This is a genomic window from Streptococcus sp. S5 (assembly GCF_034134805.1).
In the GTDB taxonomy this organism is placed as follows: Bacteria; Bacillota; Bacilli; order Lactobacillales; family Streptococcaceae; genus Streptococcus; species Streptococcus lingualis.
Genome location: NZ_CP139419.1, coordinates 916,276 through 941,506 on the forward strand (window position 1 = coordinate 916,276; position 25,231 = coordinate 941,506).

A 25,231-nucleotide genomic window follows, 5' to 3' on the forward strand; every position below is an offset into this window, starting at 1 on the left:
ATGGCAATTGCACAGGAAAACATCGAACGGATCCAAAGAATGGAAGGTTATTTGAATGACTATGCCAAGACTTTGGAAGAAACCAAAAAAGCAGTGGATCAGCTAAGAGAGCATCAAGATAGCTATATCCAACTGCGCGATTATTATAGTAGTCAGGCCTATTTTGATGACTTGGACTTGTCCAATCAGGCTGACTTTCCAGCCGATCTTCCTTGTGGTGTCTTGTCCGAAGATGCCGTCTATGATTTGTTAGACGAGCATTTTCAGATGGGAGTGGAACTCTTGGAGATCGCAACGAAGATGATCAAAGAACGGTGAAATTTCAATCTAAACTTCTTTGAACCACACAAAAAAGCTCCGGTTTTCCGGAGCTTTCAAATTGAAGATAAACATCAACAAAGAAACTTTCCTCAGGTGAGTACGGACGTCAGCGAACTTCTACGAAGTTCCATGACTTAGTTTTGAACCTAAAGTTTCAAAACTCCCGAGTGCTAGAAACAAAAGTGTTTCTAGCACTTTTCTCACGGCGGAAAGTTTCAGTATATGTTTGAATCAAACATAATATATATCATTCTAATTTTTTTAGTATTACTTGTGTTAGCATATCGTAACAAATCCTACCAGTAAAAGAAAATTTTCCAAAATGGACTTTTTCTTCAGCAAAAAAAGCTCCGGTTTTCCGGAGCTTTTTGAATGATTAGTGTGAGACACGGCGACGTGCTGCTTTTTTGCGGTTTTCTTCGATGAAAGCTGCTTTTTGTTCTTCTGGTTCGATTACTTTTTTCTTGAATGTGTAAACTGCACCTGCGACAGCAGCAACTGTACCAGCAACACCAGTAACAAAACCTTTACCAAATCCTTTAGCCATGAGAATTTCTCCTTTTCTGAACTTTAAATATTTATGTTATAATATATGGTAACGAAAAAACGTGAATTTTGCAAGGAAAAACGATGAAAACCAAGATAATTGTGATTGTGGGACCGACTGCTGTTGGAAAAACAGCTCTTGCGATCGATTTGGCACAAGCTCTCAATGGTGAAATTATCAGTGGCGATAGTCAACAAGTCTATCGCAAGCTGGATATTGGAACAGCCAAGGCGACACCAGAAGAGCAAGCTGCAGCTCCCCATCATTTGATCGATGTCCGGGAGGTGACCGAGTCTTACTCGGCTTTTGATTTTGTAAGAGAAGCTAAGGCTGCGATTGAGGATATCACAGCTCGAGGCAAGCTTCCTATCATTGCAGGTGGGACGGGTCTTTACATCCAAAGTCTGCTCGAAGGTTATCATCTAGGTGGTGAAGTTCCTCATGAAGAGATTCTGGCCTATCGCGCTCAATTGGACTTGCTGTCGGACGAAGACTTGTACCAAAGAGTGGCGGAGCAAGGACTTGTGATTCCTCAACTCAATCGACGTCGGGCCATGCGGGCTCTTGAAATTGCGCATTTTGGGCAGGACCTCGCAAACGAAGAGACCGATTATGAACCCTATCTCATCTGTCTAGATGATGAACGGTCCTTGATCTATGATCGCATCAATCGCCGAGTAGATCGCATGCTAGAGGAGGGCTTGCTGGATGAAGCTCGGTGGCTCTATGATGACCATCCGGAAGTTCAGGCAGCTAAAGGCATTGGTTACAAGGAACTCTTTCCTTACTTTAAGGGAGAACAGAGCCTTGAGGAAGCCAGTGAGATCCTCAAGCGCAATACGCGTCGTTTTGCCAAACGGCAGCTGACCTGGTTTCGAAATCGGATGGAAGTAAAATTTTATGCCATTTCTGCCCCCCACTTCAAGGAGCAGGTTCTTGCAGATGTAAAGGAGTTTTTACAGCATGATTGAAACAGAAAAAAAACAAGAACGCATCCTTTTGGTCGGTGTGGAACTTCAAGGCATGGACAATTTTGATATGTCTATGGAGGAGTTGGCGAGCCTGGCTAAAACAGCCGGTGGAGATGTCCGGGGCTCCTATACACAAAAGCGGGAGAAATACGACACCAAGACCTTTGTCGGCTCAGGAAAACTCGAAGAAATCGCTCAAATGGTCGAAGCAGATGAGATCACGACGGTAGTGGTCAATAACCGCCTAACCCCCCGTCAAAATGTCAATTTAGAAGAAATCCTTGGGGTCAAGGTCATTGACCGGATGCAGCTGATTTTAGATATCTTTGCCATGCGGGCTAGGAGTCATGAAGGGAAGTTGCAGGTGCACTTGGCCCAGCTCAAATACCTTTTGCCACGCCTTGTCGGTCAAGGGATCATGCTCAGCCGTCAGGCTGGGGGAATTGGTTCTCGTGGACCAGGGGAAAGTCAGTTGGAGTTGAACCGCCGGAGCGTTCGCAATCAAATCACCGATATCGAGCGTCAGCTCAAGGCAGTTGAAAAGAACCGGGAAACCCTTCGTGAAAAACGCTTGGAATCACCTGTCTTCAAGATTGGTCTGATCGGCTATACCAATGCAGGAAAGTCGACTATTATGAATCAGTTGACCAGTAAGAGCCAGTATGAAGCCGATGAACTCTTTGCGACCTTGGACGCCACAACCAAGAGCATCCATCTAACAGGCAATCTGCAAGTGACGCTGACCGATACGGTTGGCTTTATCCAAGATCTACCAACAGAGTTGGTATCGAGCTTTAAGTCGACCTTGGAAGAAAGTAAGAATGTAGACCTCCTGGTCCATGTCATCGATGCGTCTGATCCTAATCATGAAGAGCATGAAAAGACCGTGCTTTCGATCATGAAGGACCTGGATATGCTGGAGATCCCTCGCTTGACGCTTTACAACAAAGCAGATAAAGTTGCAGACTTTACACCAACCCAGACACCTTTTAGCCTGATTTCAGCGCGCTCTGAGACAGCCCGTGAAGATCTCCAGGCTTTGCTTCTAGAAAAATTGAGAGAACTCTTTGTTCCCTTTACCATTCGCGTTCCCTTTTCAAAATCCTATCGGACCCATGACCTAGAGACGGTTGTGATCATTGACCAGCGCGAATTTGAAGAGGATGTCGAGGTCATTCAAGGCTATATCGCAGAGAAAAATAAGTGGAAGTTGGAAGAATTTTATGACGGATTACGTTGATTTAGCAATAAAATATGGAGGCTATACCAGCCTCGATCGGGTCTATCTGACCAATCTTTTAAGCACGATCCCTGAGGAATTGCGTCTCCGTGTGATTACGCCTCCCCCAAGTGTGATCAACGCCTATTTTGCAGAGCTCTACCAAAAGAAGAGCCCCAAGGAGGCAATGGATTATTTCTTGGACCTGAGCCGGGCATTTGACTTATTCACAGTTCAGCAAACCTTTGATGAACGAAAGCCCTTTATTCGCCTCAACTTGTCGGGTAAGTCTTATGGCTTGGCTTACGTAAATGAAGAGCTAGCCTGTGTCTTTGCTGAACATCCAACAGAGGATATCACCCCTGCCATTTTATTCCAAATTGCAGAGATCTTTCCACATTGTTTGGTCTTTGAAAAAGATGGCAAGATCTGCTTGCAAGAGGCTGAACCAGAAGGGGTCACTAAAACAGAAGCCCTCTCAGCCCTAACTGACTTGATGACCTTGGAAGATGGACGCTTGAAACTGTCAGGATATAACCAAGAGGAGCTTCTCGAGCTAGCGCAAGCCTACCCAGGCAACCTTTCTTTCCGTTCAGAGAACCGGACGGCCATGATTTATATAGATAGAAAGTAGACAATGGACATTCAATTTTTAGGAACGGGAGCTGGGCAACCCTCAAAAGCCCGTAATGTATCGAGCCTAGCGCTCAAATTGCTGGACGAGATTAATGAAGTCTGGCTCTTTGATTGTGGCGAAGCGACACAGAATCAAATTTTAGAAACGACCATTCGTCCGCGAAAGGTTAGCAAGATCTTTATCACTCACCTACACGGAGACCATATTTTTGGTTTGCCAGGTTTCCTCTCTAGTCGGGCCTTTCAGGCCAATGAAGAGCAGACGGATCTGGATATCTATGGACCAGTAGGGATCAAATCCTTTGTGATGACTAGTCTTCGTGTATCAGGCTCTCGGCTACCTTACCGCATCCATTTTCATGAATTCGATGAACATTCTCTAGGTAAGATTTTAGAAACTGATAAATTCACGGTTTATGCGGAGGCTTTGGACCACACCATTTTCTGTGTGGGTTACCGGATCATGCAAAAAGACCTCGAAGGGACGCTGGACGCAGATAAGCTGAAGGCAGCGGGTGTTCCCTTTGGACCGCTCTTTGGTCAGGTCAAAAATGGCCAAGATGTCACCCTGGAAGATGGGACTAAGATCATTGCAGCGGATTATATTTCAGCCCCTCGGCCTGGTAAGATTATCACGATCCTTGGAGATACCAGAAAGACTGATGCCAGCGTCCGCCTCGGGGTCAATGCGGATGTCTTGGTCCATGAGTCTACCTATGGCAAGGGCGATGAGAAGATTGCTCGTAAACACGGCCACTCGACCAATATGCAGGCAGCAGAAGTGGCGCGTGAAGCTGGAGCCAAGCGCCTTCTTTTAAACCACATCAGTGCTCGCTTCTTATCAAAAGACATCAGCCAATTGCGCAAGGATGCGTCCACCATTTTTGAAAATGTCTATGTCGTCAAAGATTTGGAAGAAGTGGAGATCTAAGATGCGAACTATTCTCATAACAGGAGCAAGTGGAGGCTTGGCCCAAGAAATGGTCAAGCTCCTCCCTGAAGATCGGCTGATTCTCCTAGGTAGAAATCAAGAAAAACTGGAAAAGCTCTATGCCAGTCATCCCCAAGCTGAATGCATCGGGATCGATATCACTGATTCCTCAGCCGTCCAAGATTTGGTAGAAGAGCTCTATCAGCGCTACGGGCAGATTGATATCTTGGTCAACAACGCAGGCTATGGGATTTTTGAGGCCTTTGATCGCATTTCTGACCAGCAGGTGCAGGAGATGTTTGAGGTCAATACCTTTGCCCTCATGCAGTTTTCACGCTTGATGGGTGCCCGCATGAAGGAAGCAGGCAAGGGGCACATCGTCAACATCGTCAGCATGGCGGGTCTCGTCGCAACAGCCAAATCCAGCCTTTATTCAGCTACTAAGTTTGCAGCCATCGGCTTCTCCAATTCCTTGCGGTTAGAACTGATGCCCTTTGGTATTCATGTGACGACGGTCAATCCAGGCCCCATCCGGACCACTTTCTTTGATCAGGCAGACCCTGACGGAAGCTATGTCAAAGCTGTGGATCGCTATATTTTGGAACCGGACTTTGTGGCCAAGAAAATCGTGAAGAACTTTGGAAAAGCAAAACGCGAGCTCAATCTTCCTTGGCTCTTGAACCTGACCCACAAGCTCTATACCCTTTTCCCTCGCATCTCAGACAAGCTAGCCTGCAAGATGTTCAATTTCAAATAGGAGGAGATAGATGGCGGCGAATATTCAAGCCTATTTAGAAAACCTCCAGCAACCCTGGGGACAGATCTATTATGATATCCTTTTTGAACAATTGAAAGACATCAAAGGCAAGCGAGTGCTTGATTTTGGCAGTGGCTTCGGTCTCGTGGCCAACCACCTGGCACAAGACAATGAAGTCCTTGCTGTGGAGCCTAATGAGGAAATGGTAGCCTTGCGGGTCCAGGGTCATCCTTACCAGCAACTCGTCGGAAGTCTGGACCAGATAGAGAGCTTTGAAGATGCTAGTTTTGATGTCATCCTCTGTCACAATGTCTTGGAGTATGTAGAGGATCGCAAGGTGGTTCTCAAGGCATTCACCCGTCTTTTGAAACCAGGAGGCCTGCTCTCTATCGTCAAGCACAATGAGGTTGGCCGCGTTCTGCAGACGGTGGTCTTTGAAAATGATACTCAGAAGGCGCTTGATCTCCTAGCAGGTCAGGACTTGGAAACTCACTCCATGGGCTTGGCTCAGGCCTATGATCTAGATAGAGCAGTAGACGATCTAGCCCTCGAAGTTCAGGACTACCAAGGAATCCGTGTCTTTTATGCCTTGCAGGACAACCACTTCAAGGGCCAAGAAGGCTGGCGAGAGTCTATGCTCAAGATGGAGCTAGCTGTTTGCCAAGAGTCCCCTTACCGGGATATCGCCTTTTTCCAGCACTATAGATTAAAAAGGAGTTAAGATGTTACATTATAAAAAAGAAATTCCAGCGATGACAGACCTACTCGCACTCTACGGCTCGGTTGGCTGGACCAATTATACCAACAACCCAGCTATGCTAGAAAAGGCTGTCAAAGCCAGTCTCTGGCAGTTGGCTGTCTATGATGAGAAAGAGCTCGTCGCCTATATCCGCTTAGTAGGAGATGGCCACTCTGTCCTTTTGGTGCAGGACCTTTTGGTACGACCAGATCACCAGCGCCAAGGCATCGGAAGGAAACTCTTAGAAGAGGCTTTAGCGACCTTCCCCACTGTCTATCAACGGCTCCTAGTCACTGAACGTAGCGAGAAAAATCTAGCCTTTTACCAATCCCTGGGCTTTGTTGAACTTTCAGAGCAAGCCTGTACAGGGATGATCTATATGAAATAAAGAGAGTGGGACAGAAATCGGTAATTCGTTAGAATTCGATTTCGTCGTCCCACCTCCTCACAGTTGAGTAGGGGTGTAAAAGCTGATGAAATCAGCGTAGTAGAGCCCACTCAACCACTGCGTCTTGCTCGACAATCCAAAAACAATTGAGAGGCTAGGACTTTTGTCCCAGCCTCTTATCTATTTGACTGACAAAAGGGGTGATTGATGGTAAAATGAGGATGAGATTAGGAGGAGATGGAATGAAGAAGAAAATAAAATGGGGCCTTTTCTTATGTTCGGTACTTATACCAGTATGTTTGAGTGCCTGCAAACAAGGAACTGTAGAAAAACAAGGTTCTTCGAATAAAGAAGTACAGAAGAAAATCGATCGAAAAAACATTCATTTTGACAAGACAGGACCTGCAGCAACATTTGATTGGGATGCAAAGAACAGTATCAGATACATAACGTTTGAAAAACTTCCACAATATATGAGGTCAGATGATAGCGATGGTATTTCAATATATGGACAGCAACCGAATGAAGTCTCTCTATCTGAGGAAGGAAGAGTTCAAAAAGCTTTGCAGGTCGTTGAAGGAATCTATGTAGATCCAAGGGGAATAGACACAGTAATCAAGGCCAATGGGGCAAAAAATCAAGAGGATATGTATACTCGACTCTGGAACGATTATATTATCCCTAAAATTGAAAAAAACAGTAGTACTTTTGATCCAAATACTTATGTGGAATATCTTGGTGAGAAGTACCCCCTCAAAATATATGGTCCCATGTATTTGAAGCTCATGACGAATGCATTGAGCTTTGGAAAAAAATATGAATTAAAGGGCTATGCAGTTAAGGGAAACAAAGTATTTATTCGCATTCAGGTACCAACGTACTTCCCAGAGCTTTTACCGAGAGGGAATAAATATTATAAAAATCCTAATGAGTCAGATTTCAATCAAGCCTTCTATGATTGGCTCGATGAATTCCATCAAAGGTATGCTGAAAAAGAAATAAATCGAGATGATCATATTTCCTATATCATGCTTTCAACAGTTTTACAACAGTTAGTTAACAAAAATTTCGAGGCAACCTCATTATCCGGTTATGCTTATAGTAAAACTTCGCCTACGGAATTCACGGTTGAAATGGAAGTGACAAATCAAGGTGATGTTCGAATTGATTTAAAAAACTTGGCTATTCTCTTACAAATCCCTCAACAAATGAAGGGGGATAATCAGTATGGTAAGCAAGATGAGAATAATATCTTTTGGACCATCCCATCTGGAAATAATAATGACGGACAAAAGATAAAAGAAAAATTAAAGAATTTTAATCCCAAAAATCCTGTTAAAAGTTATGCAATTGGAGAGCCAGTTGTATTTGCTAATGGCTTAGAAGTTACACTGAATAGTGTAACAGACGATCCAAATTTGGATGTTCAGGATGATCAAGACCGTATCGATACAAGGAAAAAACAACATCGATTGATCGTCGAATTCACCATATCGAATACAACACCTCTCAGTATTGAAAATACTCCGGATTATACAAATGTAGATCTCTATGATGGCCATGGCAAATCTGCTTATATGTTGAATAATACTTTAAATTACAAACAGCCAACAGTCCTTGAGGCAGGAGAGTCGGGTAAATATAAAATTAATTATTTAACAGATGGGGATGGACCATTTACGGTTGTTTATGGTGATGCAAAATGGGTCGTTCAAAAATAGTCATGTCATATAATAGGAACTTCTCAATTATCATTAGAATTTTCAATCGGTTCATAGGTTGTTCAGATATGACTGCTGTAAAAAATTAATCGATTAGGTTGAATTTCGCAAGGAGGTCAGGCTATGAAGCCCAACTATTTCAAACTATTCGCAGGAATTCCACTTATTCTTTGTTTTTTTCTTCTTTCCAGTTGCAAGATCATGAAACCGAGTGATTATAAAAAGGCGAAGGAAGTAGTCAGCAGTGAGCTTGCTAAGGTTGGTCTGCATGGGGATGTGACCATAAACAAACTGGATTGGACTGCTTTGGAAATCCCAACTTATCATGTGTCTTATACCTACTCTGAGAAAACCTATGATGGACAAACAGTGACATTAGAAACGGATACGGTGTTTCATAATGATTGGACAGATACAACTAGTGACCATCTTCCAGAGTATAAGGAAGCGTACTTGAAGCAGCAATCTGTCCAAAAGAAGGAGAAGAAAATTGAGGGACAATTAAAGAAGCAATCTCTAGGTCTTCATATTAGTTTCTTTGGTTTTTTATCTAACTCCAACCGTGATGAGAAGGAGCAAATTCTAGATAGTATCGCAAGTCAAAATCTCAAAGAAGGGAAAAAGGACTTTGCTGGTTACTATCAAATCCCTTTTCAGACCTTAATCGATCAAGAGTTAATCCGTATGACTATTTATATAAAGGATGGTGTATCCGTTAAGGAACAAGACTTAAAAGCAGCAGCCAAAAAATTAGACGCTAGCAAACTACCGGATGGTGCCTATGATTTCTACTATTCCAAAGGCTGTTACGCCGATTCCACTAGTTACTCATTCAAGGTTAAAGATGGGAAAGTTGTTTTTTTATGAAGATCAAAACAAACCAGAATAAGAGAAGCAGATACAAAAAAAGATCTAGTCGTGTTTGACTAGATCTTTCATGTTGCTTAGAAGTCTTCCTTCTTCTTAAGTGTCATAGAAGCAATAGCTGTAGCGACGAATGTCAAACCAGTTACAAGAAGTCCTAAATGATCTGCAGTTCCTGTTGAAGGAAGAGATCGTTTACCTTCTTTAGGCTTGTCACTAGATTTAGGAGTTTCACTAGATTTAGGTTTGTCACTAGGCTTAGGCTTATCTCCATTTGGTGATGGAGTTTTAGGTTTGCTATTACTTGGTGTTGGTATATTTGGAATATCTGTTGATGGTGGAGGTGGAAGAAGTTTATTCACCACGTTTCCTTTATCAACGACAAGGTTTGTTGCAGAAGCAAAGTCGCTTGCAGAGACCTTGATGGTTGTATCTGAAAGTTGGTAACCACTTGGAGCTGAGAGCTCTTTGATGACATACTCTTTAGCTTCAAATCCAACGAAGCTTGCAAGTCCGTCTTGACCAGAAATCGCTTGTGCTTGGCCTTGACCATAAGGATTTGCAACAGGTGTCACACCATCCGCTTCAAAGAGTCCAAATACCGCACCGGCAAGGTAATCACCCTTTTCATCTACCTTACGAACTCTAAGGGTGTAAAGTTTCAATTCAGGATTATTCACTGTTGGTGGAGTTGGTGGGATGACCTTATTGATAAAGGTTTTCTTCGCACCGTATGAAACAACTGCTTGGATAGCGTTTGATGCTTCATCTTTTGTGACGGTCACTGTGACATCCACTTGACCTTCGTCATATTGGATATTTGCCTGATCAGCTGGTAGGACTTCTTTAATGGTATATTTATGAGTACCAATCATCGCTTCCGTGTAGGCGATCGCATCAAATGTCACTGTACCATCTGCAGCATTTTGTTTTGTTTGAAGAACAGTTCCATTTTCGTCCAAGAGGTTAAAGCTAAATTCACCACCTTGAAGGTCACGACCTTCTAAAATCTTGCTTGTGGTAATTTGTTTTTCACTTGGAGTTGGAGGTGTTGGAGGTGTGTACGTGTTGGTGAAAGTAGGAGTATCCTTTTTACCGTCGTATTGCACATCCGCATTCAATTGTCCATTTTCGTCTTTTGTAACAGTTACTGTTACAGTATGAACCATTTCATCATAGGTAATAGCTGATTCTGGTGTAGCTGGTTTTTGTTCAACAATTGTGTAGGTGAACGTACCAGCTTCATTAAAGCTTACTGGATTGAAGAGAATATCCCCATTCTCACCATTTGTCTTGGTGTCAACGAGCGTACCAGCTTGATCCTTGAGAAGGAAAGTAAACTCATTGGCTTTCAATGTACGATCGCTCGAACCATTGATCGCCAATACTTTTTTAGCCTTGAATTGAGCTGTCGTTGGTTTCACTGTTGGAGGAACAGGAGTTGGAGGTGTCTTCGTATTTGTAAACATATCACCATTCTCAGTATCTCCACCTGAGTAAGTCACAGTAGCGACGAGTTTATCGTTTGCTTTCTTCACATCAACTGTAGCAGTGATGGTTTGTGTGCTATAGTTGATAGAAGCATCCGTACCTTTGTTTTCGGTAATGGTGTATGTATGTGTTCCTTCTTCAGTATAAGAAAGTTCTTTAAAGCTTACAGTACCATTTGCTTTGTTTTTAGCCGTTTCAAGGGTATTGTTTCCTTCTTTCAAGACAAATTCAAATTGATCGTTTGTCAACGGTAAGGTTGTTTCACCTTCTTTAAGGAGCTTTTTCACTTGAAGTGTAGCTGTTACACTTTCTGTTTTAGGAGCTTCTTTTTTGTTGGTGAACGTATTTGTCTCAGTTTGACCATCAGAGTAGCTGATTTGTTCTACAACCAAGGCCTTGTCTTTTTCAACCACTACAACTGTAGCCGTGATGGTTTTATCACTGTAGGTAATGGTCTTGTCACTACCTTTTGTTTCAGTGATGGTATAGTTGAATGTCCCTGCTTTGTCTACAGTGATGTTATCAAAAGTTATCGAACCATCTTTGTTGTTCTTAGCTGTACCAACAACTTGATCGTTTGAATCTTTCGCAACAAACTCAAAGTCATCACCCTTGAGTTCGCCACCTTCAAATGCTTTTTTAAGTTTTAAGGTCACCTTAGCATTTGAAACTTTTGGTTTGTTTTGAGTATTGGTGATCGTATTTTTTTGTTCACCATCTCCACCTGAGTAAGTGACAGTAGCGACGAGTTTGTCGTTTTCTTTTTTCACATCAACAGTAGCTTTAACGGCTTGAGTACTATAGTTGATAGTAGCATCAGTACCCTTGTTTTCAGTGATAGCGTATGTATAGCTACCTTCCTTATTGAAGGTCAGTGACTTAAATTTAACAGTGCCGTCTGCTTGGTTCTTGGCAGTTTCGACTACTTTGTTGTTTTCGTCTTTCAAGACAAATTCGAATTGACCTTCTGTAATCGGAAGTTGTGTATGTTCCTGATCACCGGCTACTTCGAAAGCTTTCTTAACAACAAGATTTGCAGTAGTTTCAGTAACTTTTGGTTTGTTTGAAGTGTTTACAACTTTAATAACATTCGATTCATTGATTGGTTCAACTTTTGAAGTATAACCATCAGGTGTATTCGTTTCTTCTACCGTATAAACAATAGGTTTTCCATCTTTAATCCCTGGTAATTTAGAAAATTCAGCAGACCAACCAGAATCTTTTGTTAATGTTTTAGTCATTCCATCTAATTTTTGACCATTGGCCAATAATTGAACAGTAATGTCTTTACGATCAGATTCGCTATCGCCAACCCATTCTTTTTGAACTGTAACAGTCTTGTCACCAGATACCCAGAATTTCAACTCATTGTTGTTCCAGAATGCTGGGTCAGTTTGAGGTGTTGTAATTTCATCAGCTGTCAAGGTTGCATTGTTGTCAACGCGAATGGTTGTCTTAGGAATTAATGTTTGGTATTCAACGATCAATTCATCGCTTGATGCTGTTTTAAAGACATCACTGACATCTGATAAATTCACGGTAAATCCATTGCCGTCAGCATCGAATTTCACATGTTTCCAGAAGTCCCAACCAGAAGCAACCACTTGTCCACCTTTTCTCAAAGTAAAGGAAGGTTTCAAGTAAGTTCCCACAAAGAATTCATTTGCAGCGTGGTTAGCAGCAGGAGCAAAAGTGATTTTTGAGTAATCGACTGCTGGAGCTTGGATTTTATCTGACACAACAGGGTTTGTGATGGCTTGTTTCTTACCATCTCCGTTGATACGGATGAACCATTTTGTCAGATAGTAGTCATCTCCAACATTCATCCAGGCATAGTTTTCAGAAGCGTCAAGTTTGAATTGCTTAGCTACAAAGTCACCAGTAAGGTTGTACTTGTTCAACACAGATTCAAATACTCCAGGACCATCAGGACGTGTGATGACAACGGATTCGGAACCAACCTTAGAAGTGGCAGTCTTGTTGCCGGGATTTCCAGGAGTGTTGTCCCATTCTGCTTTGTATGAGAAGCCCCCTTTAACGTTTTGGTTCATGGATTCGATTGCTTTTTTAAAAGTAAAAGTAATCTTTTTGTTTGTCATCGAAATGGTTGCGACTTCAGCTCCATTTGCTTGGAGTGATTGAGTTGCAACTTCAGTGATATTGACACCTTCTGGAGCATCAATGGTAAACGTATCGCCTTCTTTAACTGACTTCCCAGTTAAATCCCAGTCAAATGAAAAGGTAACTTTTTGTCCACTTGCCTGAGCCTTTAAATTGGTAACAGTTGGTGAAACAGTAGCCGCGCTAACAGGTTTGATCACAGACAAGCCTAAGGCTACCACGGCGATGATAGCTACAAATGCAACTATCTTTTTATATAGAAATTTCAATTGGCCTCATTTCCTTTCTTTTGCATAAATTTCGTAAAGTTTTTCTATATAGTGATATCTCCTAAAACTGAAAAACTCCTGATCTTTGCTCCATACAATCAGTTGCTTTATTTGAACATGTATTTAGAGAAGAAGGACCTTACCTCTATAGAGAAAATATGGGAGCATACCTCAATATCCTATCTTTAGTCTGTCCATACTAGAGGATTGGTTGGACCTGAAACAAACTTTCTAAAAACAATGATTCGATAGAAAAACGGAAGAAATTTACGCTTCATAATATAAAATGATAATAAGCAGTGCAAACTTAACAGAATAATCATCCCATTACATTTTTAAAAGATTATTATCATACTTATTATATTCTTTTAGTGTGATAAGTCAAGCTAAATGCAACAAAAATAGAGGATATTGTTCATTTTGTTCCAACTATTACCTAACCCTTTATTTCCCGCCATTTTAACCTTTCATGATATAATATTCAGATAAGAAAAAGAGGAGACCAAAAGCTAGATGATCACTTCAAAATACGATTGGCAGTTAGCTTCGCCAAGTGCAGATGAGGCCTTTTTAGCCCTTGCCAAAAAAGCAGGCCTGGAAGCGTCCGTAGCAACCTTGCTGTATGAGCGTGGCATTCAAACCAAAGAGGATTTAGAAGACTTTTTAGAACCCAAGTTGGAGAAGCTACATGACCCTTATTTGCTCCATGATATGGACAAGGCAGTGGGGCGCATCCGACGGGCTATCGAAGATTATGAGCAGATCCTCATCTACGGAGACTATGATGCGGACGGGATGACCTCAGCCTCCATTATGAAGGAAACCTTGGAGCAGATGGGAGCAGAGGTGCAAGTCTACCTACCCAACCGCTTCACAGACGGCTATGGTCCCAATGAGAGTGTCTACAAATACTTTATCGAGCAACAAGGCATTTCCCTGATTGTCACGGTGGACAATGGGGTAGCGGGCAATCAAGCCATTGCCATGGCCCAAGCGATGGGGGTTGATGTTATCGTGACCGACCACCACTCTATGCCAGAGGTTTTGCCTGATGCTTATGCGATCATTCATCCGGAGCATCCTGATGCGGATTATCCCTTCCATTATCTAGCAGGATGTGGTGTGGCCTTTAAGTTGGCTTGTGCCCTCCTTGAGGAAGTACCAGTCGATCTCTTAGACTTGGTAGCCATTGGGACTATTGCAGACATGGTCAGTCTGACGGACGAGAATCGGATCTTGGTCAAATACGGTCTGGGTGTTCTCCAACATACCCAGCGCATGGGCTTGCAGGAGCTCTTGGAGATCGCAGGGATTCGTCCGGAGGATGTCAATGAAGAAACGGTTGGTTTTCAGATTGCTCCTCGTCTCAATGCTCTTGGCCGCCTTGATGACCCTAATCCAGCTATCGAACTACTGACAGGATTTGACGATGAAGAGGCGCACGAGATTGCCCTCATGATTCATCAGAAGAATGAAGAACGTAAAGAAATTGTCCAAGCTATCTATGACGAAGCTAAAACCATGGTGGATCCAAGTTTGTCAGCCCAGGTCTTGGCCAAAGAAGGCTGGAATCCAGGGGTCCTTGGTATTGTCGCTGGTCGTTTGTTGGAAGAGCTTCATCAGCCGGTCGTTGTTTTAAGCATCGAAGATGGACGAGCTAAGGGGAGCGCTCGGAGTCCTGAGTCGGTCAATATCTTTGAAGCCCTCGATCCCTACCGGTCGCTCTTTGTCGCCTTTGGAGGACATGCCGGAGCAGCAGGGATGACGCTGGAGGTGGACCAACTTCCTGCCTTGTCTCAGGCTCTTACGGATTACATTGCAGAACAAGAAATTGATCTCAGCAGCAAGTCCAGCTTAGCCATCGACGAGGAACTACATCTAACAGAACTAACGCTTGAGACCTTGAAAAGCTTTGATCGCCTGAGTCCATTTGGCATGGACAATAAAAAGCCGGTCTTTCTGGTCCGTAATTTCAAGGTAGAAGGGGCGCGCTCGATGGGAGCCGGCAATACCCATTTGAAACTCAAAATTTCTCAAGAAGATGCGACCTTTGAGGTGGTGGCCTTTGGTTTGGGAAGCTTAGAGGCAGAGTTTGCACAGGCGCAAGACCTAGAGCTAGCTGTGCAGTTGTCGGTCAACCAATGGAATGGTCAAACGACTCTCCAGCTCATGCTGGTTGATGCGCGTGTGGACGGTGTGCAGCTCTTCAATATCCGCTCTAAAAATGCCAGCCTCCCTGCAGGTGTTCCCGTTCTGGATTTTACCCAAGAACTGCCAGATCTGACAGGCGCATCCGCTGTTGTAGTTGGAAATATCCCTGAGGATATAGAGCAACTACGGCAAATCTTCCAAGAGCATGATTTCCAGGCTGTCTATTTCAAAAATGAGATCGCCAAAGCCTACTATCTGACAGGATATGGTAGCAGGGACCAGTATGCCAAGCTCTATAAGACCATCTATCAGTACCCAGAGTTCGATGTCCGCTACAAACTCAAAGATCTAGCAGCCTATCTCAAGATCCAGCAGATCCTCTTGGTCAAAATGATCCAGATCTTCCAAGAGCTGGGCTTTGTGACCATTGAAAATGGGATCATGAAGGTCAATAAAGCAGCAAAAAAACGGGAAATCACAGAAAGCACTATCTACCAAAAACTCAAACAAACGGTGAAAGAACAGGAATTAATGGCTCTTGGAACAGTTCGCGAAATCTATGATTATCTGACAGGACAGGCCACATGAAAAAACACCTAAAACACTTCCTCTGGTTCACACCCATCTTACTTTTTGGCCTTTATTGGCTGGGAATCTACCTGAGCCTCAAAAACCCTATGGAAGAGATCGTTTACTCTGAAAATGGTGGGCTGATGCGCTATGTGATGTTTAAGCCCTATACAGAAACGATAGGGAACGATGATATTTGGAAAGAAAACGAGGATTTTCAGACCTACCCCTATTCTAAAGGAATTGTCGATGCTAACGAAGAACTGTCCGTGATGATGTTTAGGAGAACGCCCAACTGGACCTATATGTATGATCTTCAATTGGAAAAAGGTGTGACACTTGGTTTTATATTTAAATACAACTCATCCAAAAAGTTGTTTTTCCAGAAAGAGGTCTACCTTTCTAAAGAAGATACTACCTACGAGGGCCAACAACTCCTTGAGCAACTTGCCACCTATGGCAAAGACCGTACTTGGTTGAAAAACCAAAGCAAGAAGGTCGCCGAACAATACATCCTGGGTACTTGGTTTAAGAATGGAAGTTCTCGTTATTCCTTGAAAAAGCTGGGTGATATGAAAATTGAGTACAACAAATTAATAGAAGGACAGTAAAAGGCTCTTCTAACAATTATTATCCCGCATCTTTTTCAGATGTGGGATATTTTAGTGTATATAAATATAATAGGAGATCAGTTACAATGAGGCTTAGATACTACTAACTAAGCTTTTTTTAATTATAAAAGCATGTTATAATACTTCTAACTCAATGGAAAACTAAGAGTGATCTCTTAATAAATAATTATTTGGAGGAATTAAATGGTCTTAATACAATCAAATGCTATTTCAGCTGCAGATGCAATTAGTGAGCTGGTTTCAGTTGATACCAGTAATGTGCAAAATCAGCAAGTTTCATTTTCTTACACCCAAGAAATTACAGGAATGGAAAATGGAAAGGAGGTAACAAATTCAGTTCTTCAGGCTATTAGCGAATTTAGTCAAGCAGTTCTAATTCAAGCCAACAAGTTCCCTCAAATTGCTGCTGTAATTGAAAAGAGAGATATAGAGGAATCTCAAAGATGGAATCATTAAATAAAAAAATAGATAAGAGCGAAAAAGAGCGCTCTACTTTGACTCGAAAAATTATAGAACTTGAAGAAAAGGAAGATGATTTTAAATTATTACAGAAGCGCCATGAAAACAGAGTTCTTTATTTAGCTGAGCAATTTGAACAGCTGTCTTCTGATGTGGACTCATTACTAACAGAATCGGATATGTCAACACAATTTAGAATTCAGGAGTTAGAAAATAATCAAGAACTGCGTCGTCAAATGTCCGAATATGTGCAAATCCATTTTGATGACATAGAAAAATGGAGTCAATCGATCCGTCGAAATACGGATGAACAAAGAGATAAATTAATATCAGAAAGGAATCGATTGCCTTGGGTGTGAAATATAGTTCTTCAGAATCTAGTACATTAATTGATGCACTATCAAACAATATAGAAGTCGCAAATGAAATTACAGAAAGATTATCAAGTGGTTGCGCTTATTTGGTAAGTTCTTTGGAATCAGGTAAATTACAGGGAGCTGCGTATACTGCGGGTAAAGGACTTTTTACCGATATTATTATCCCTGCAATTACGAAAATCAAGGAAGCAGTGGATGATATTCAGATCGAGTTGAATTCATATAAAACAGCAAATGAACCTGTATCTCAATATGGAAATCTTGATTTAGAAGAATTAAAAGCTCTCAAAAAAAGTAAAGAAGACATGTTAACAGTTGTTAATGAACAGATTGCTGAGCATGAGAGCTTTTTTAATAAATTAAAATATCCTTTTAATTCCGATACCCATCGTGAGACTTCTCGTCAATTAACTGACTCAAAAAATAATCTAGAGTCAGAAATTCAGAGTGTGACAAAGAAAATTAATGAGTTGGAATTGTTTGTATCTCAAGTCGCATCATTTTTCTCAGACAGTTTAACTGTTCTTCAACTTGCTATTCAAGGAGCAAGTCGGTTAAGTCAAGTGATTGTTGATGCTAATGGTAATTACTATACAGATGGTCTAGATATGACTTGGGTTGATGAATTAAAGGCTCAGGAAATAGTAAGCGATTCCCCAAGTTTACAAGATCTGTCCCTAGAAGATGCCATGTTTGCACAGAACCTGATGGTGCAGTATGGATTTAACGAGCAGACGGCAAGGGAAATCATAAAAGTCAGAGATGGCATTGATAAAAAATTCCCAGATAAGTCTCAAGAGGAAAAAGATTACATACTTCTTAGGATTATTGGAAGCGCCTCATATACGGGATTTAAGTGGGATGAAACTGCGGGTTCTTTAGTTGATTATTTTTACTATGAAGAGTTAACAACTTATGGTGTTATGCATTTCGAGAAGAGCTTTGATGAAATTATGGATGAACTAGGATTAAGTAAAGAGGAGTCAAAACATCTTTACGATATGTTAAATGTACAACATATAGTATCTGGGACAGATGAAAAAATTGGATTGTATAATAAAGATAACTTAAAAAAATACAGTGAAGAGGTTGTGAAAGATTATACAAATAATAATATATCGTCTGAAGAAGTTTATGATGTTGCAAAAAGTATGTATCAAAAAGCTGACTTTACTCATCAGTCTATCACAATGGCCACACATCTAAATCCTAGATGGTTTGTTTTAGCTGATATTTATGGTGGAAGAAAAAATGTTAAAGACTTATCAGGCTGGGAAGGTGATACTACTAGAAATGCGACCGATAAGGAGCCAATTATTGGAATTGATGATTATCTTGCAGACTTAGATTCTGTTAATATTGTAAAACGTATGACTTCGAATACTCAATCTTATACGCAAGCGATGAATGGTTACATGAGTGATCTGCAAAGCTCTCCAAATTTAAGAGAGAAAGAATTTAAACAAAATGTTGACTTGGAGGAAGTTAAATCAACTATTTTTACTAGTTTAGTACCAGATGAGATCTCTGGAAAAATAATTGCAGAAACAAGTGATGCAGTTCTTTATGAAACACCATCGGAAGAACAATCAATGGAATATCTGAAGGAACATGAAAAGTATAATTCATCCTACCTATTCATTGAAAGTTTGGAAAAAGAAGAAATGCAATATAAGAAAGATGAATAATGAAGCAAAAATTTAAATTATTTGTTTGGTTGATTCCCATCTTACTTTTTTGCCTTTATTGGCTGGGAATCTACCTGAGCCTCAAAAACCCCATGGAGGAGATCGCTTACTCTGAAAATGGTAGCTTGATGCGCTATGTGATGTTTAAACCTTATACAGAAACGATTGGAAGTGATCGCATCTGGAAGGAGGACGAGGGATTTCAAACTTATCCTTATTCAGATGAAATCGTTGGTGGAAAGGAGCATCTAGCTGTTACTATGTTTAGAGGCAATGCGGATTGGTTCTATATGTACAAATACAAATTAGATGAAAATACATCAGTAAATTTGATATTTGAATATAACGCCTCTAAAAAGATTTTTTACCAAAGCGACCTCTATTTGACAATTAATGAGACAAGCTACGAGGACCAGCAACTTCTTGATCACCTTGCCACCTATGGCAAAGACCGCACTTGGTTGAAAAAGCAAAGTAAGAAGGTCGCTGAACAATACATTCTTGGTGCCTGGTTTAAGAATGGAAGTTCCCGTTATTCCCTGAAAAACTTGGGGGATATGAAAATTGAATACAACAAATTGATAGAAGAATAGTAAGTTTTTTTGGAACTCAATCCCACATCATTTTTCGGATGTGGGATTTTTGCTTTTGACGCGGGAGCTTGGGAAAATGATTTGGCAAAAAATGATGCAAGTTAGTAGAATTCATGATATAATGGAATGTAAAAAATTTTTTATGAAAGAAAGTTAACCATGAATTTAAAAGATTACATTGCAAGCATTGAAAACTATCCACAAGAAGGAATTACCTTCCGTGATATCAGCCCTTTGATGGCAGATGGCAATGCTTATAGTTATGCGATTCGTGAAATCGTTCAATACGCGACGGATAAGAAAATCGACATGATCGTTGGTCCTGAAGCGCGTGGGTTTATCGTTGGATGTCCGGTCGCTTTCGAGCTCGGTATTGGTTTTGCGCCTGTTCGTAAACCTGGTAAATTGCCACGTGAAGTCATTTCTGCTGACTACGAAAAAGAATACGGTGTGGATACCCTCTGCATGCACGCAGATGCCATCAAACCAGGTCAACGCGTCCTTATCGTTGATGACCTTTTGGCGACTGGTGGTACGGTGAAAGCAACCATCGAAATGATCGAAAAACTCGGTGGAGTTGTTGCAGGGTGTGCCTTCTTGATCGAGTTGGATGATTTGAAAGGTCGCGAAGCGATCGGCGATTACGACTACAAAGTCTTGATGCATTACTAATATAGTCTAATACTATAACTGGCTACAGAAAAACCATAATTGAAAACTATAAGCTCCTATCATATAATGTTAGTTAAGAACTTGTAAGATGGGAGCTTTTTATGCCAATTACTCTAGATAAAAAATTACCAGCAGTCGATATCCTTCGTTCAGAAAATATTTTTGTCATGGATGATGTTCGGGCGACTCACCAGGATATTCGGCCGATGAATGTTCTCATTCTTAATCTGATGCCGACCAAGGTTGCGACAGAAACCCAGCTCTTACGGCTTCTTGCCAACACGCCCTTGCAGATCAATGTAGATTTCCTCTACATGGCCAGCCATGAATCCAAGAATACAGCGGCAGAGCATTTGGAGAGTTTCTACAAGACCTTTGAGGATATTAAGGATAATTACTATGACGGCTTGATTGTGACAGGAGCGCCTGTCGAAAAGATGGACTTTGAAGAAGTAGACTACTGGGAAGAATTAACCCAGGTCTTTGAATGGTCTAAGCGTCATGTTTTTTCTACCTTACACCTTTGTTGGGGAGCCCAGGCTGGCCTTTACCACCGTTACGGGATTCAAAAAGTAGAGCTCTGTGACAAGCTATCGGGTATCTATGACCAAGCAGTGGTGCGTCCCGAAAGTCTGCTCATGAGAGGCTTTGACGATCGCTTCCTTGCCCCTCATTCTCGTTATACAGATATTCCTTTGAAGGAAGTCCTTGAAAAGAGCAATCTTCAAGTGATCGCGCAAGGAAATGAAGTTGGCCTTTCCATCATTGCTAGTCCAGATATGCGTGAGGTGTATAGCTTTGGCCATCTGGAATATGATCGCGATACGCTGGCAAAAGAATATCACCGAGATGTCAAGGCGGGCTTGGATCCGGACGTTCCCAAGAATTACTTTGATGGCGATGACGCTAATACAGAGCCTCGCATTCGTTGGAATCTAGCTGCGACGACCTTCTTCAGTAATTGGATCAACTATGCGGTTTATCAAGAAACACCTTACCGCTTGGAAGAACTGGAAAAAGATATTTCATTTTATGGTTACCTATAAAGGGGAATTATGACATATTCACAAGCATTTAAGTATGGCAACTTGGTTCTTCCAAGTGCCTTGCTTTTTCATTATCATGAATTGTTTGACCAAGCAGATGACTACTTGGTTTGGCAGTTTTTCTTCCTTCAAAATACGACCGGCCAAGAGGCTTTAACTCCCAATCAGATTGCTAGTCATCTGGGAAAAACGGTGACAGAGGTCAATCGGATTATGTCCAATTTGACTACCAAGGGACTCCTTCAATACCGGACCATTGAGCTCAATGGTGAGATTGAAGCCATCTTTGATGCGACCATTGCCTTGGAGCGCTTGGATGAGATTTTAGAAGCACAATCACAAGGGAAGGCACAAAGCGCGCCTGCTAAGGGAAATGTCATCAAGGACTTGGTGGAAACCTTCCAACAAGAACTGGGACGACTCTTGACACCTTTTGAGATTGAAGACCTGACTAAGACAGTACGCGAGGATCAGACAGATCCAGATGTGATCAAGGCAGCATTACGAGAAGCTGTCTTTAACGGCAAGCCTCACTGGAAATATATCCAAGCCATTTTACGCAACTGGCGCAGTGAAGGCATCAACAGCCTGGCCCAAGTAGAAGCGAAACTGCAAGAGCGTGAACAGGCTAATCCACGCAATGTGACAGTTTCAGATGATTTCTTGAAGGCCATGGATTTGTGGAAGGATTAAGAGGAGACGATTGATCAATTGAAATGGGGAGATAAAAACAGACGCAGACGATTTAGATGGCTCTATCCGACTATGTTAGTGGTCGGATTGTTTTTATTGTTTGGCATGATCAGCTTTTACTACGTACGGACCAACCTATTAACATCGGGCCTGTACCCAGTAGAAGAGACTCTACTAGAGGCTGGCTATACCAAAACGAAGACAGGATTTCGTAAAAAAGATGCCAATGTAATCATTGACATCCAGTGGAACGCAAAAACAAAGGTATTTGATAAAAATCATTATCGCTTTAAAGCCCATCAAGAGACAACTTTCTGGAAGAAAACCTATGTGGATAAGGAAACACTTGAACGTTTGACCAATGGCCAGCTGTCTAACCAATATGGTTTCGTGCAGTACACCAAGGTTAATAAGAAAGATTGGCTAAGGGTTTCTCCAAGACTAATAGCCCACGCTGGAGGGACGGTCCGGGAGAAGGAGTACAATACGAAGTATACCAATTCCTTAGAGGCTTTACGGCAAAATTACAATCTCGGCCATCGCTTGTTTGAAATGGATTTTAATTTGACTAGTGACAAGAAATTAGCTGCAGTTCATGATTGGCACCATTTTGGAAACAAAGATGATGTCGCACCTTCTTCTAAGGAATGGAAGAAATTTCAGGGTTATGGTTCCCCAGAAACACCAAGTCGCTTTACGACCATGTTAATAGGAGATGTGTTTGATCAAATGATAATTAATCGAGATATGGTGTTGGTGACAGATATCAAATCGATGGAAATCTCTAAGGAAGATAGGATTACACAATTTAAAGAACTTGTTTCAGAAGCAAACAAGCGAGACAAAGAACTATTGGATCGTGTGATTCCACAAATTTATCATCAAGAGATGTTCGGAGAAATCGAATCTATTTATCCTTTCAAGCACGTGATCTATACGCTCTACGCCTCACCAGATAGTGGAGAAGAAGTGCTGGATTTTATCGCCAAGCACAAGGAAATCGAGGCGGTGACCGTCCCTATCGACGATTCTCGCTTAACTCCTAAGTTTATCGAACAGGTACATAAACTTGGAAAACGGGTCTATGTTCATACCATTCAAACCTATGAGAGCCTAACTAAGTATGCTGCGATCAATGTTGATGACTTTTACACTGGCTTATTGACTCCACAGGATATGGCCGTGTATGAATCCGTATCAAAATAGAAAAAGACTAGCACTTTATAAAAGTGCTAGTTTTTGCATTTATAGATGGTCTGCGTAGGCTTTTTTTAGTCTTCTAAGGAGTTCTTGTTTTTCCTCGTCACTGGCAAAGGAAGCCTGGATGGCATCGACATTGTGCTGGTAAAAGTCAGTTTCCTTGGTTTGGAAATGCTGATGGTAGAGGGCGTATTCCTTGGTGAGGTCGGTATCAGATACAGTCCGGTTATCGGTATTGATACTGATCCGAGCACCAGCTGCCTTCATCTTCAGATAAGGGAAATCTTCTAAAGTCGGTGCTGCTTTTGTCTGTAAGTTACTGGTTAAGCAGAGTTCACCGGTGACTTCATTTTCAACAAAAGACTGGAGTAGGGCTGGTTCATGAGATAGAGCCGTCACGTGGCCATTGCGTTTGATGCCAAAAGCAATCGATTGGGCTACAAAGTGTGGGCAATGACACTCACCTGCGTGAAGCGTCATCGGCCGATGGTAACTTTTGACTTGCTCGATTAAAGGTCGAATATCTTCTGGAGAGTAGTTGTGCTCATCCCCAGCAAAGTCAAACCCGACAAATTCCTGATCCCTGACTTGGTTTGCTTCGGCAAGGATACGAGATGTGAGTTCTTGATCTGATTGGCGCATGCCACAGACCAAGGCTTTTGCAACAATGCCAAATTCCTCCTGGGCTTGGCGTAGACCATCGCAGACAGCATCGATAGTTTCTGGGACGGTGAGTCCTTGGTCCATGGACAATTCTGGTGCGAAGCGGACTTCGATGTAGACGACGTTTTCGAGAGCAGCTTGCTTGGCCACATCGTAAGCAGCAAGGGTCAAGGCTTCCTTGGTTTGAAGGAGGGGCCGAATGTAGTCAAAGGCCTCCAAATAGTCCAAAAGATTCTCACAGTGGGCAGGCGCAGTGACATGGTGCTTGAGCTCCTCATCGCTAGCGGGTAGGTCAATATTGGCCATAGCGGCCAGCTGGCGAATGATTGGAAGCGACAAGGAACCGTCTAAGTGACAGTGAAGTTCTGTCTTTGCCAAACTATGAAAATCGATCGTGGACATGGTTTTCTCCTTAAAATTGTATTTTTTCTATACTATCATTTTGACAAAAAAAGTCAAGTAGCCTTCGCGTAGCAGATCTTTGAAAGGGAGCCCGATATTTGATATGCTAAGAGTAGCTTAGAAAAAAGGAGAAATGAGATGTCAGACTATCAATTACCAGAAGTATGGGAAGTACCGAGTCAAATGGGAGGAGCCTGGGGTGGCTTGAACCAACCAACAGCAGGTGCCCGCTTTGAACAAACTCTTCCAAAAGGGGACCAGCCTTTCCAACTCTATACCCTTCCAACACCCAATGGGATCAAGGCTACCATTATGCTGGAGGAATTGAAAGAGCTGGGAGTGGATGCAGGCTATGACGCTTATCGGATCAAGATTGGTGAGGGAGATCAGTTTGGTAGTGACTTTGTAGCCATCAACCCAAACTCGAAAATTCCAGCCATGTTGGATCAATCAGGCGATCAAGCCATTCGTGTCTTTGAATCGGCCAATATCCTCCTGTATCTAGCAGAGAAATTTGGCCAATTAATCCCGACTGATCTGGCTAAACGGACAGAAGTGCTCAACTGGCTCTTCTGGCAGACGGGTGCGGCACCTTTCCTAGGGGGAGGCTTTGGTCATTTCTTCCACTATGCGCCTGAGAAAATCGAGTATGCCATCAACCGCTTTGCCATGGAAGCCAAACGTCAATTGGACTTACTGGACAAGGAGCTGGCCACCAAACCTTATATCGCAGGGGATGACTATACCATTGCAGATATCGCCATCTGGTCTTGGTATGGCCGTCTAGCCCAAGACAAGATCTGGGACCGTGCAGGGATTTTCCTAAATGTGAAGGAATACAAGCATCTGCAAGCATGGACAGAGAAAATCGCCAATCGCCCAGCTGTGAAACGTGGCTTGGAAGTAGACTATAAGGAAATTGACTAAAGTCTAATATCGGCTTGTTGAGGATGATAGCGAGAGTTTCCGCCGTGAGTATAGCACATGAAACATATAAGTTTCATGTGCCCGGAAGTTTTGAGACATTAGACTCAAAACTTAGTCATGGAACTTTGAAGAAGTTCGCTGACGTCCGGACTCACCTAAGGAAAGTCTAAAGTAATACCTTTC

Annotated in this window: 24 protein-coding genes; 21 read left to right on the plus strand and 3 right to left on the minus strand. The window is 42.1% G+C overall.

The annotated features are described in order from the left end of the window. The gene (locus tag SM123_RS04285) at nt 1-318 is read left to right on the plus strand and encodes a DUF4298 domain-containing protein (protein ID WP_070595026.1); all 318 of its coding nucleotides are present in this window, start codon (nt 1-3) and stop codon (nt 316-318) included. A 379-nt stretch (nt 319-697) separates the two neighbouring features. Here SM123_RS04285 and SM123_RS04290 read toward each other — a convergent pair whose 3' ends face one another. After that, nucleotides 698-868, minus strand: coding sequence for a DUF3042 family protein (locus tag SM123_RS04290; RefSeq protein ID WP_003002781.1), 171 nt, complete (start codon nt 866-868; stop codon nt 698-700). 83 nt (nt 869-951) lie between these two features. Here SM123_RS04290 and miaA point away from each other — a divergent pair, with 83 nt between their 5' ends. The 9 genes from miaA (at nt 952) to SM123_RS04335 (ending at nt 9,097) form a co-directional block, all read left to right on the plus strand. Continuing rightward, nucleotides 952-1,839, plus strand: coding sequence for a tRNA (adenosine(37)-N6)-dimethylallyltransferase MiaA (miaA, locus tag SM123_RS04295; protein WP_070588853.1), 888 nt, complete (start codon nt 952-954; stop codon nt 1,837-1,839). Then, nucleotides 1,832-3,079 (plus strand): GTPase HflX, encoded by a 1,248-nt coding sequence (gene hflX, locus SM123_RS04300; protein WP_155167571.1) that lies wholly within the window; start codon nt 1,832-1,834, stop codon nt 3,077-3,079. Before miaA ends, hflX begins: the two co-directional genes overlap by 8 nt. Then, nucleotides 3,063-3,692 carry a cystathionine beta-lyase gene (locus SM123_RS04305; protein ID WP_070595024.1) on the plus strand — a complete coding sequence of 210 codons (630 nt, stop codon included), beginning with the start codon at nt 3,063-3,065 and terminating at the stop codon, nt 3,690-3,692. Before hflX ends, SM123_RS04305 begins: the two co-directional genes overlap by 17 nt. Before the next feature lie 3 nt (nt 3,693-3,695). Continuing rightward, nucleotides 3,696-4,625: a ribonuclease Z gene (gene rnz / locus SM123_RS04310; protein ID WP_049483030.1), complete on the plus strand. Its 930-nt coding sequence runs from the start codon at nt 3,696-3,698 to the stop codon at nt 4,623-4,625. Between the two features lies 1 nt (nt 4,626). Then, nucleotides 4,627-5,382 carry an SDR family NAD(P)-dependent oxidoreductase gene (locus SM123_RS04315; RefSeq protein WP_070595023.1) on the plus strand — a complete coding sequence of 252 codons (756 nt, stop codon included), beginning with the start codon at nt 4,627-4,629 and terminating at the stop codon, nt 5,380-5,382. 10 nt (nt 5,383-5,392) lie between these two features. Beyond that, a complete protein-coding gene (locus SM123_RS04320; RefSeq protein ID WP_070595022.1) occupies nt 5,393-6,103 on the plus strand; it encodes a class I SAM-dependent methyltransferase in 711 nt (236 codons plus the stop codon). Nucleotide 6,104: 1 nt separating this feature from the next. Then, nucleotides 6,105-6,509, plus strand: a complete 405-nt coding sequence (locus SM123_RS04325) for a GNAT family N-acetyltransferase (RefSeq protein ID WP_155167573.1) — start codon at nt 6,105-6,107, stop codon at nt 6,507-6,509. Nucleotides 6,510-6,751: 242 nt separating this feature from the next. Beyond that, nucleotides 6,752-8,230: a hypothetical protein gene (locus SM123_RS04330; RefSeq protein ID WP_241672453.1), complete on the plus strand. Its 1,479-nt coding sequence runs from the start codon at nt 6,752-6,754 to the stop codon at nt 8,228-8,230. A gap of 123 nt (nt 8,231-8,353) precedes the next feature. Next, complete coding sequence (locus tag SM123_RS04335; protein ID WP_241672454.1) at nt 8,354-9,097, plus strand: hypothetical protein; 744 nt, start codon at nt 8,354-8,356, stop codon at nt 9,095-9,097. 77 nt (nt 9,098-9,174) lie between these two features. On the opposite strand, the gene SM123_RS04340 is transcribed toward SM123_RS04335, so the two are convergent. Continuing rightward, nucleotides 9,175-12,975, minus strand: coding sequence for a Spy0128 family protein (locus SM123_RS04340; protein WP_320909920.1), 3,801 nt, complete (start codon nt 12,973-12,975; stop codon nt 9,175-9,177). A gap of 513 nt (nt 12,976-13,488) precedes the next feature. Here SM123_RS04340 and recJ point away from each other — a divergent pair. The 10 genes from recJ (at nt 13,489) to SM123_RS04390 (ending at nt 23,062) form a co-directional block, all read left to right on the plus strand. Then, nucleotides 13,489-15,714, plus strand: coding sequence for a single-stranded-DNA-specific exonuclease RecJ (recJ, locus tag SM123_RS04345; protein WP_320909921.1), 2,226 nt, complete (start codon nt 13,489-13,491; stop codon nt 15,712-15,714). Next, complete coding sequence (locus SM123_RS04350; protein WP_320909922.1) at nt 15,711-16,307, plus strand: TipC family immunity protein; 597 nt, start codon at nt 15,711-15,713, stop codon at nt 16,305-16,307. The genes recJ and SM123_RS04350 overlap by 4 nt, the downstream gene beginning before the upstream one ends. A 204-nt stretch (nt 16,308-16,511) precedes the next feature. Continuing rightward, on the plus strand, nt 16,512-16,784 hold the full coding sequence (locus SM123_RS04355; protein ID WP_302992564.1) for a TIGR04197 family type VII secretion effector: 273 nt from the start codon (nt 16,512-16,514) through the stop codon (nt 16,782-16,784). Further along, nucleotides 16,772-17,146 (plus strand): cingulin, encoded by a 375-nt coding sequence (locus SM123_RS04360; protein WP_320909923.1) that lies wholly within the window; start codon nt 16,772-16,774, stop codon nt 17,144-17,146. The genes SM123_RS04355 and SM123_RS04360 overlap by 13 nt, the downstream gene beginning before the upstream one ends. Beyond that, nucleotides 17,143-18,852 (plus strand): hypothetical protein, encoded by a 1,710-nt coding sequence (locus tag SM123_RS04365; RefSeq protein ID WP_320909997.1) that lies wholly within the window; start codon nt 17,143-17,145, stop codon nt 18,850-18,852. Before SM123_RS04360 ends, SM123_RS04365 begins: the two co-directional genes overlap by 4 nt. Continuing rightward, the gene (locus SM123_RS04370) at nt 18,852-19,445 is read left to right on the plus strand and encodes a TipC family immunity protein (RefSeq protein WP_320909924.1); all 594 of its coding nucleotides are present in this window, start codon (nt 18,852-18,854) and stop codon (nt 19,443-19,445) included. Before SM123_RS04365 ends, SM123_RS04370 begins: the two co-directional genes overlap by 1 nt. A gap of 159 nt (nt 19,446-19,604) precedes the next feature. Next, nucleotides 19,605-20,117 carry an adenine phosphoribosyltransferase gene (locus SM123_RS04375; RefSeq protein ID WP_021153512.1) on the plus strand — a complete coding sequence of 171 codons (513 nt, stop codon included), beginning with the start codon at nt 19,605-19,607 and terminating at the stop codon, nt 20,115-20,117. A gap of 101 nt (nt 20,118-20,218) precedes the next feature. Further along, nucleotides 20,219-21,163, plus strand: a complete 945-nt coding sequence (metA, locus tag SM123_RS04380; protein ID WP_021153511.1) for a homoserine O-acetyltransferase MetA — start codon at nt 20,219-20,221, stop codon at nt 21,161-21,163. Nucleotides 21,164-21,172: 9 nt separating this feature from the next. Continuing rightward, entirely contained in the window at nt 21,173-21,856 is a 684-nt protein-coding gene (locus SM123_RS04385) for a DnaD domain-containing protein (RefSeq protein WP_003007874.1), read from the plus strand. An 18-nt stretch (nt 21,857-21,874) separates the two neighbouring features. Beyond that, complete coding sequence (locus tag SM123_RS04390; RefSeq protein ID WP_320909925.1) at nt 21,875-23,062, plus strand: glycerophosphodiester phosphodiesterase family protein; 1,188 nt, start codon at nt 21,875-21,877, stop codon at nt 23,060-23,062. A gap of 39 nt (nt 23,063-23,101) precedes the next feature. Here SM123_RS04390 and add read toward each other — a convergent pair whose 3' ends face one another. Next, nucleotides 23,102-24,121: an adenosine deaminase gene (gene add, locus SM123_RS04395; protein WP_320909926.1), complete on the minus strand. Its 1,020-nt coding sequence runs from the start codon at nt 24,119-24,121 to the stop codon at nt 23,102-23,104. 138 nt (nt 24,122-24,259) lie between these two features. Here add and yghU point away from each other — a divergent pair, with 138 nt between their 5' ends. Continuing rightward, nucleotides 24,260-25,048 (plus strand): glutathione-dependent disulfide-bond oxidoreductase, encoded by a 789-nt coding sequence (yghU, locus tag SM123_RS04400; RefSeq protein ID WP_320909927.1) that lies wholly within the window; start codon nt 24,260-24,262, stop codon nt 25,046-25,048. Nucleotides 25,049-25,231 lie beyond the last annotated feature (183 nt).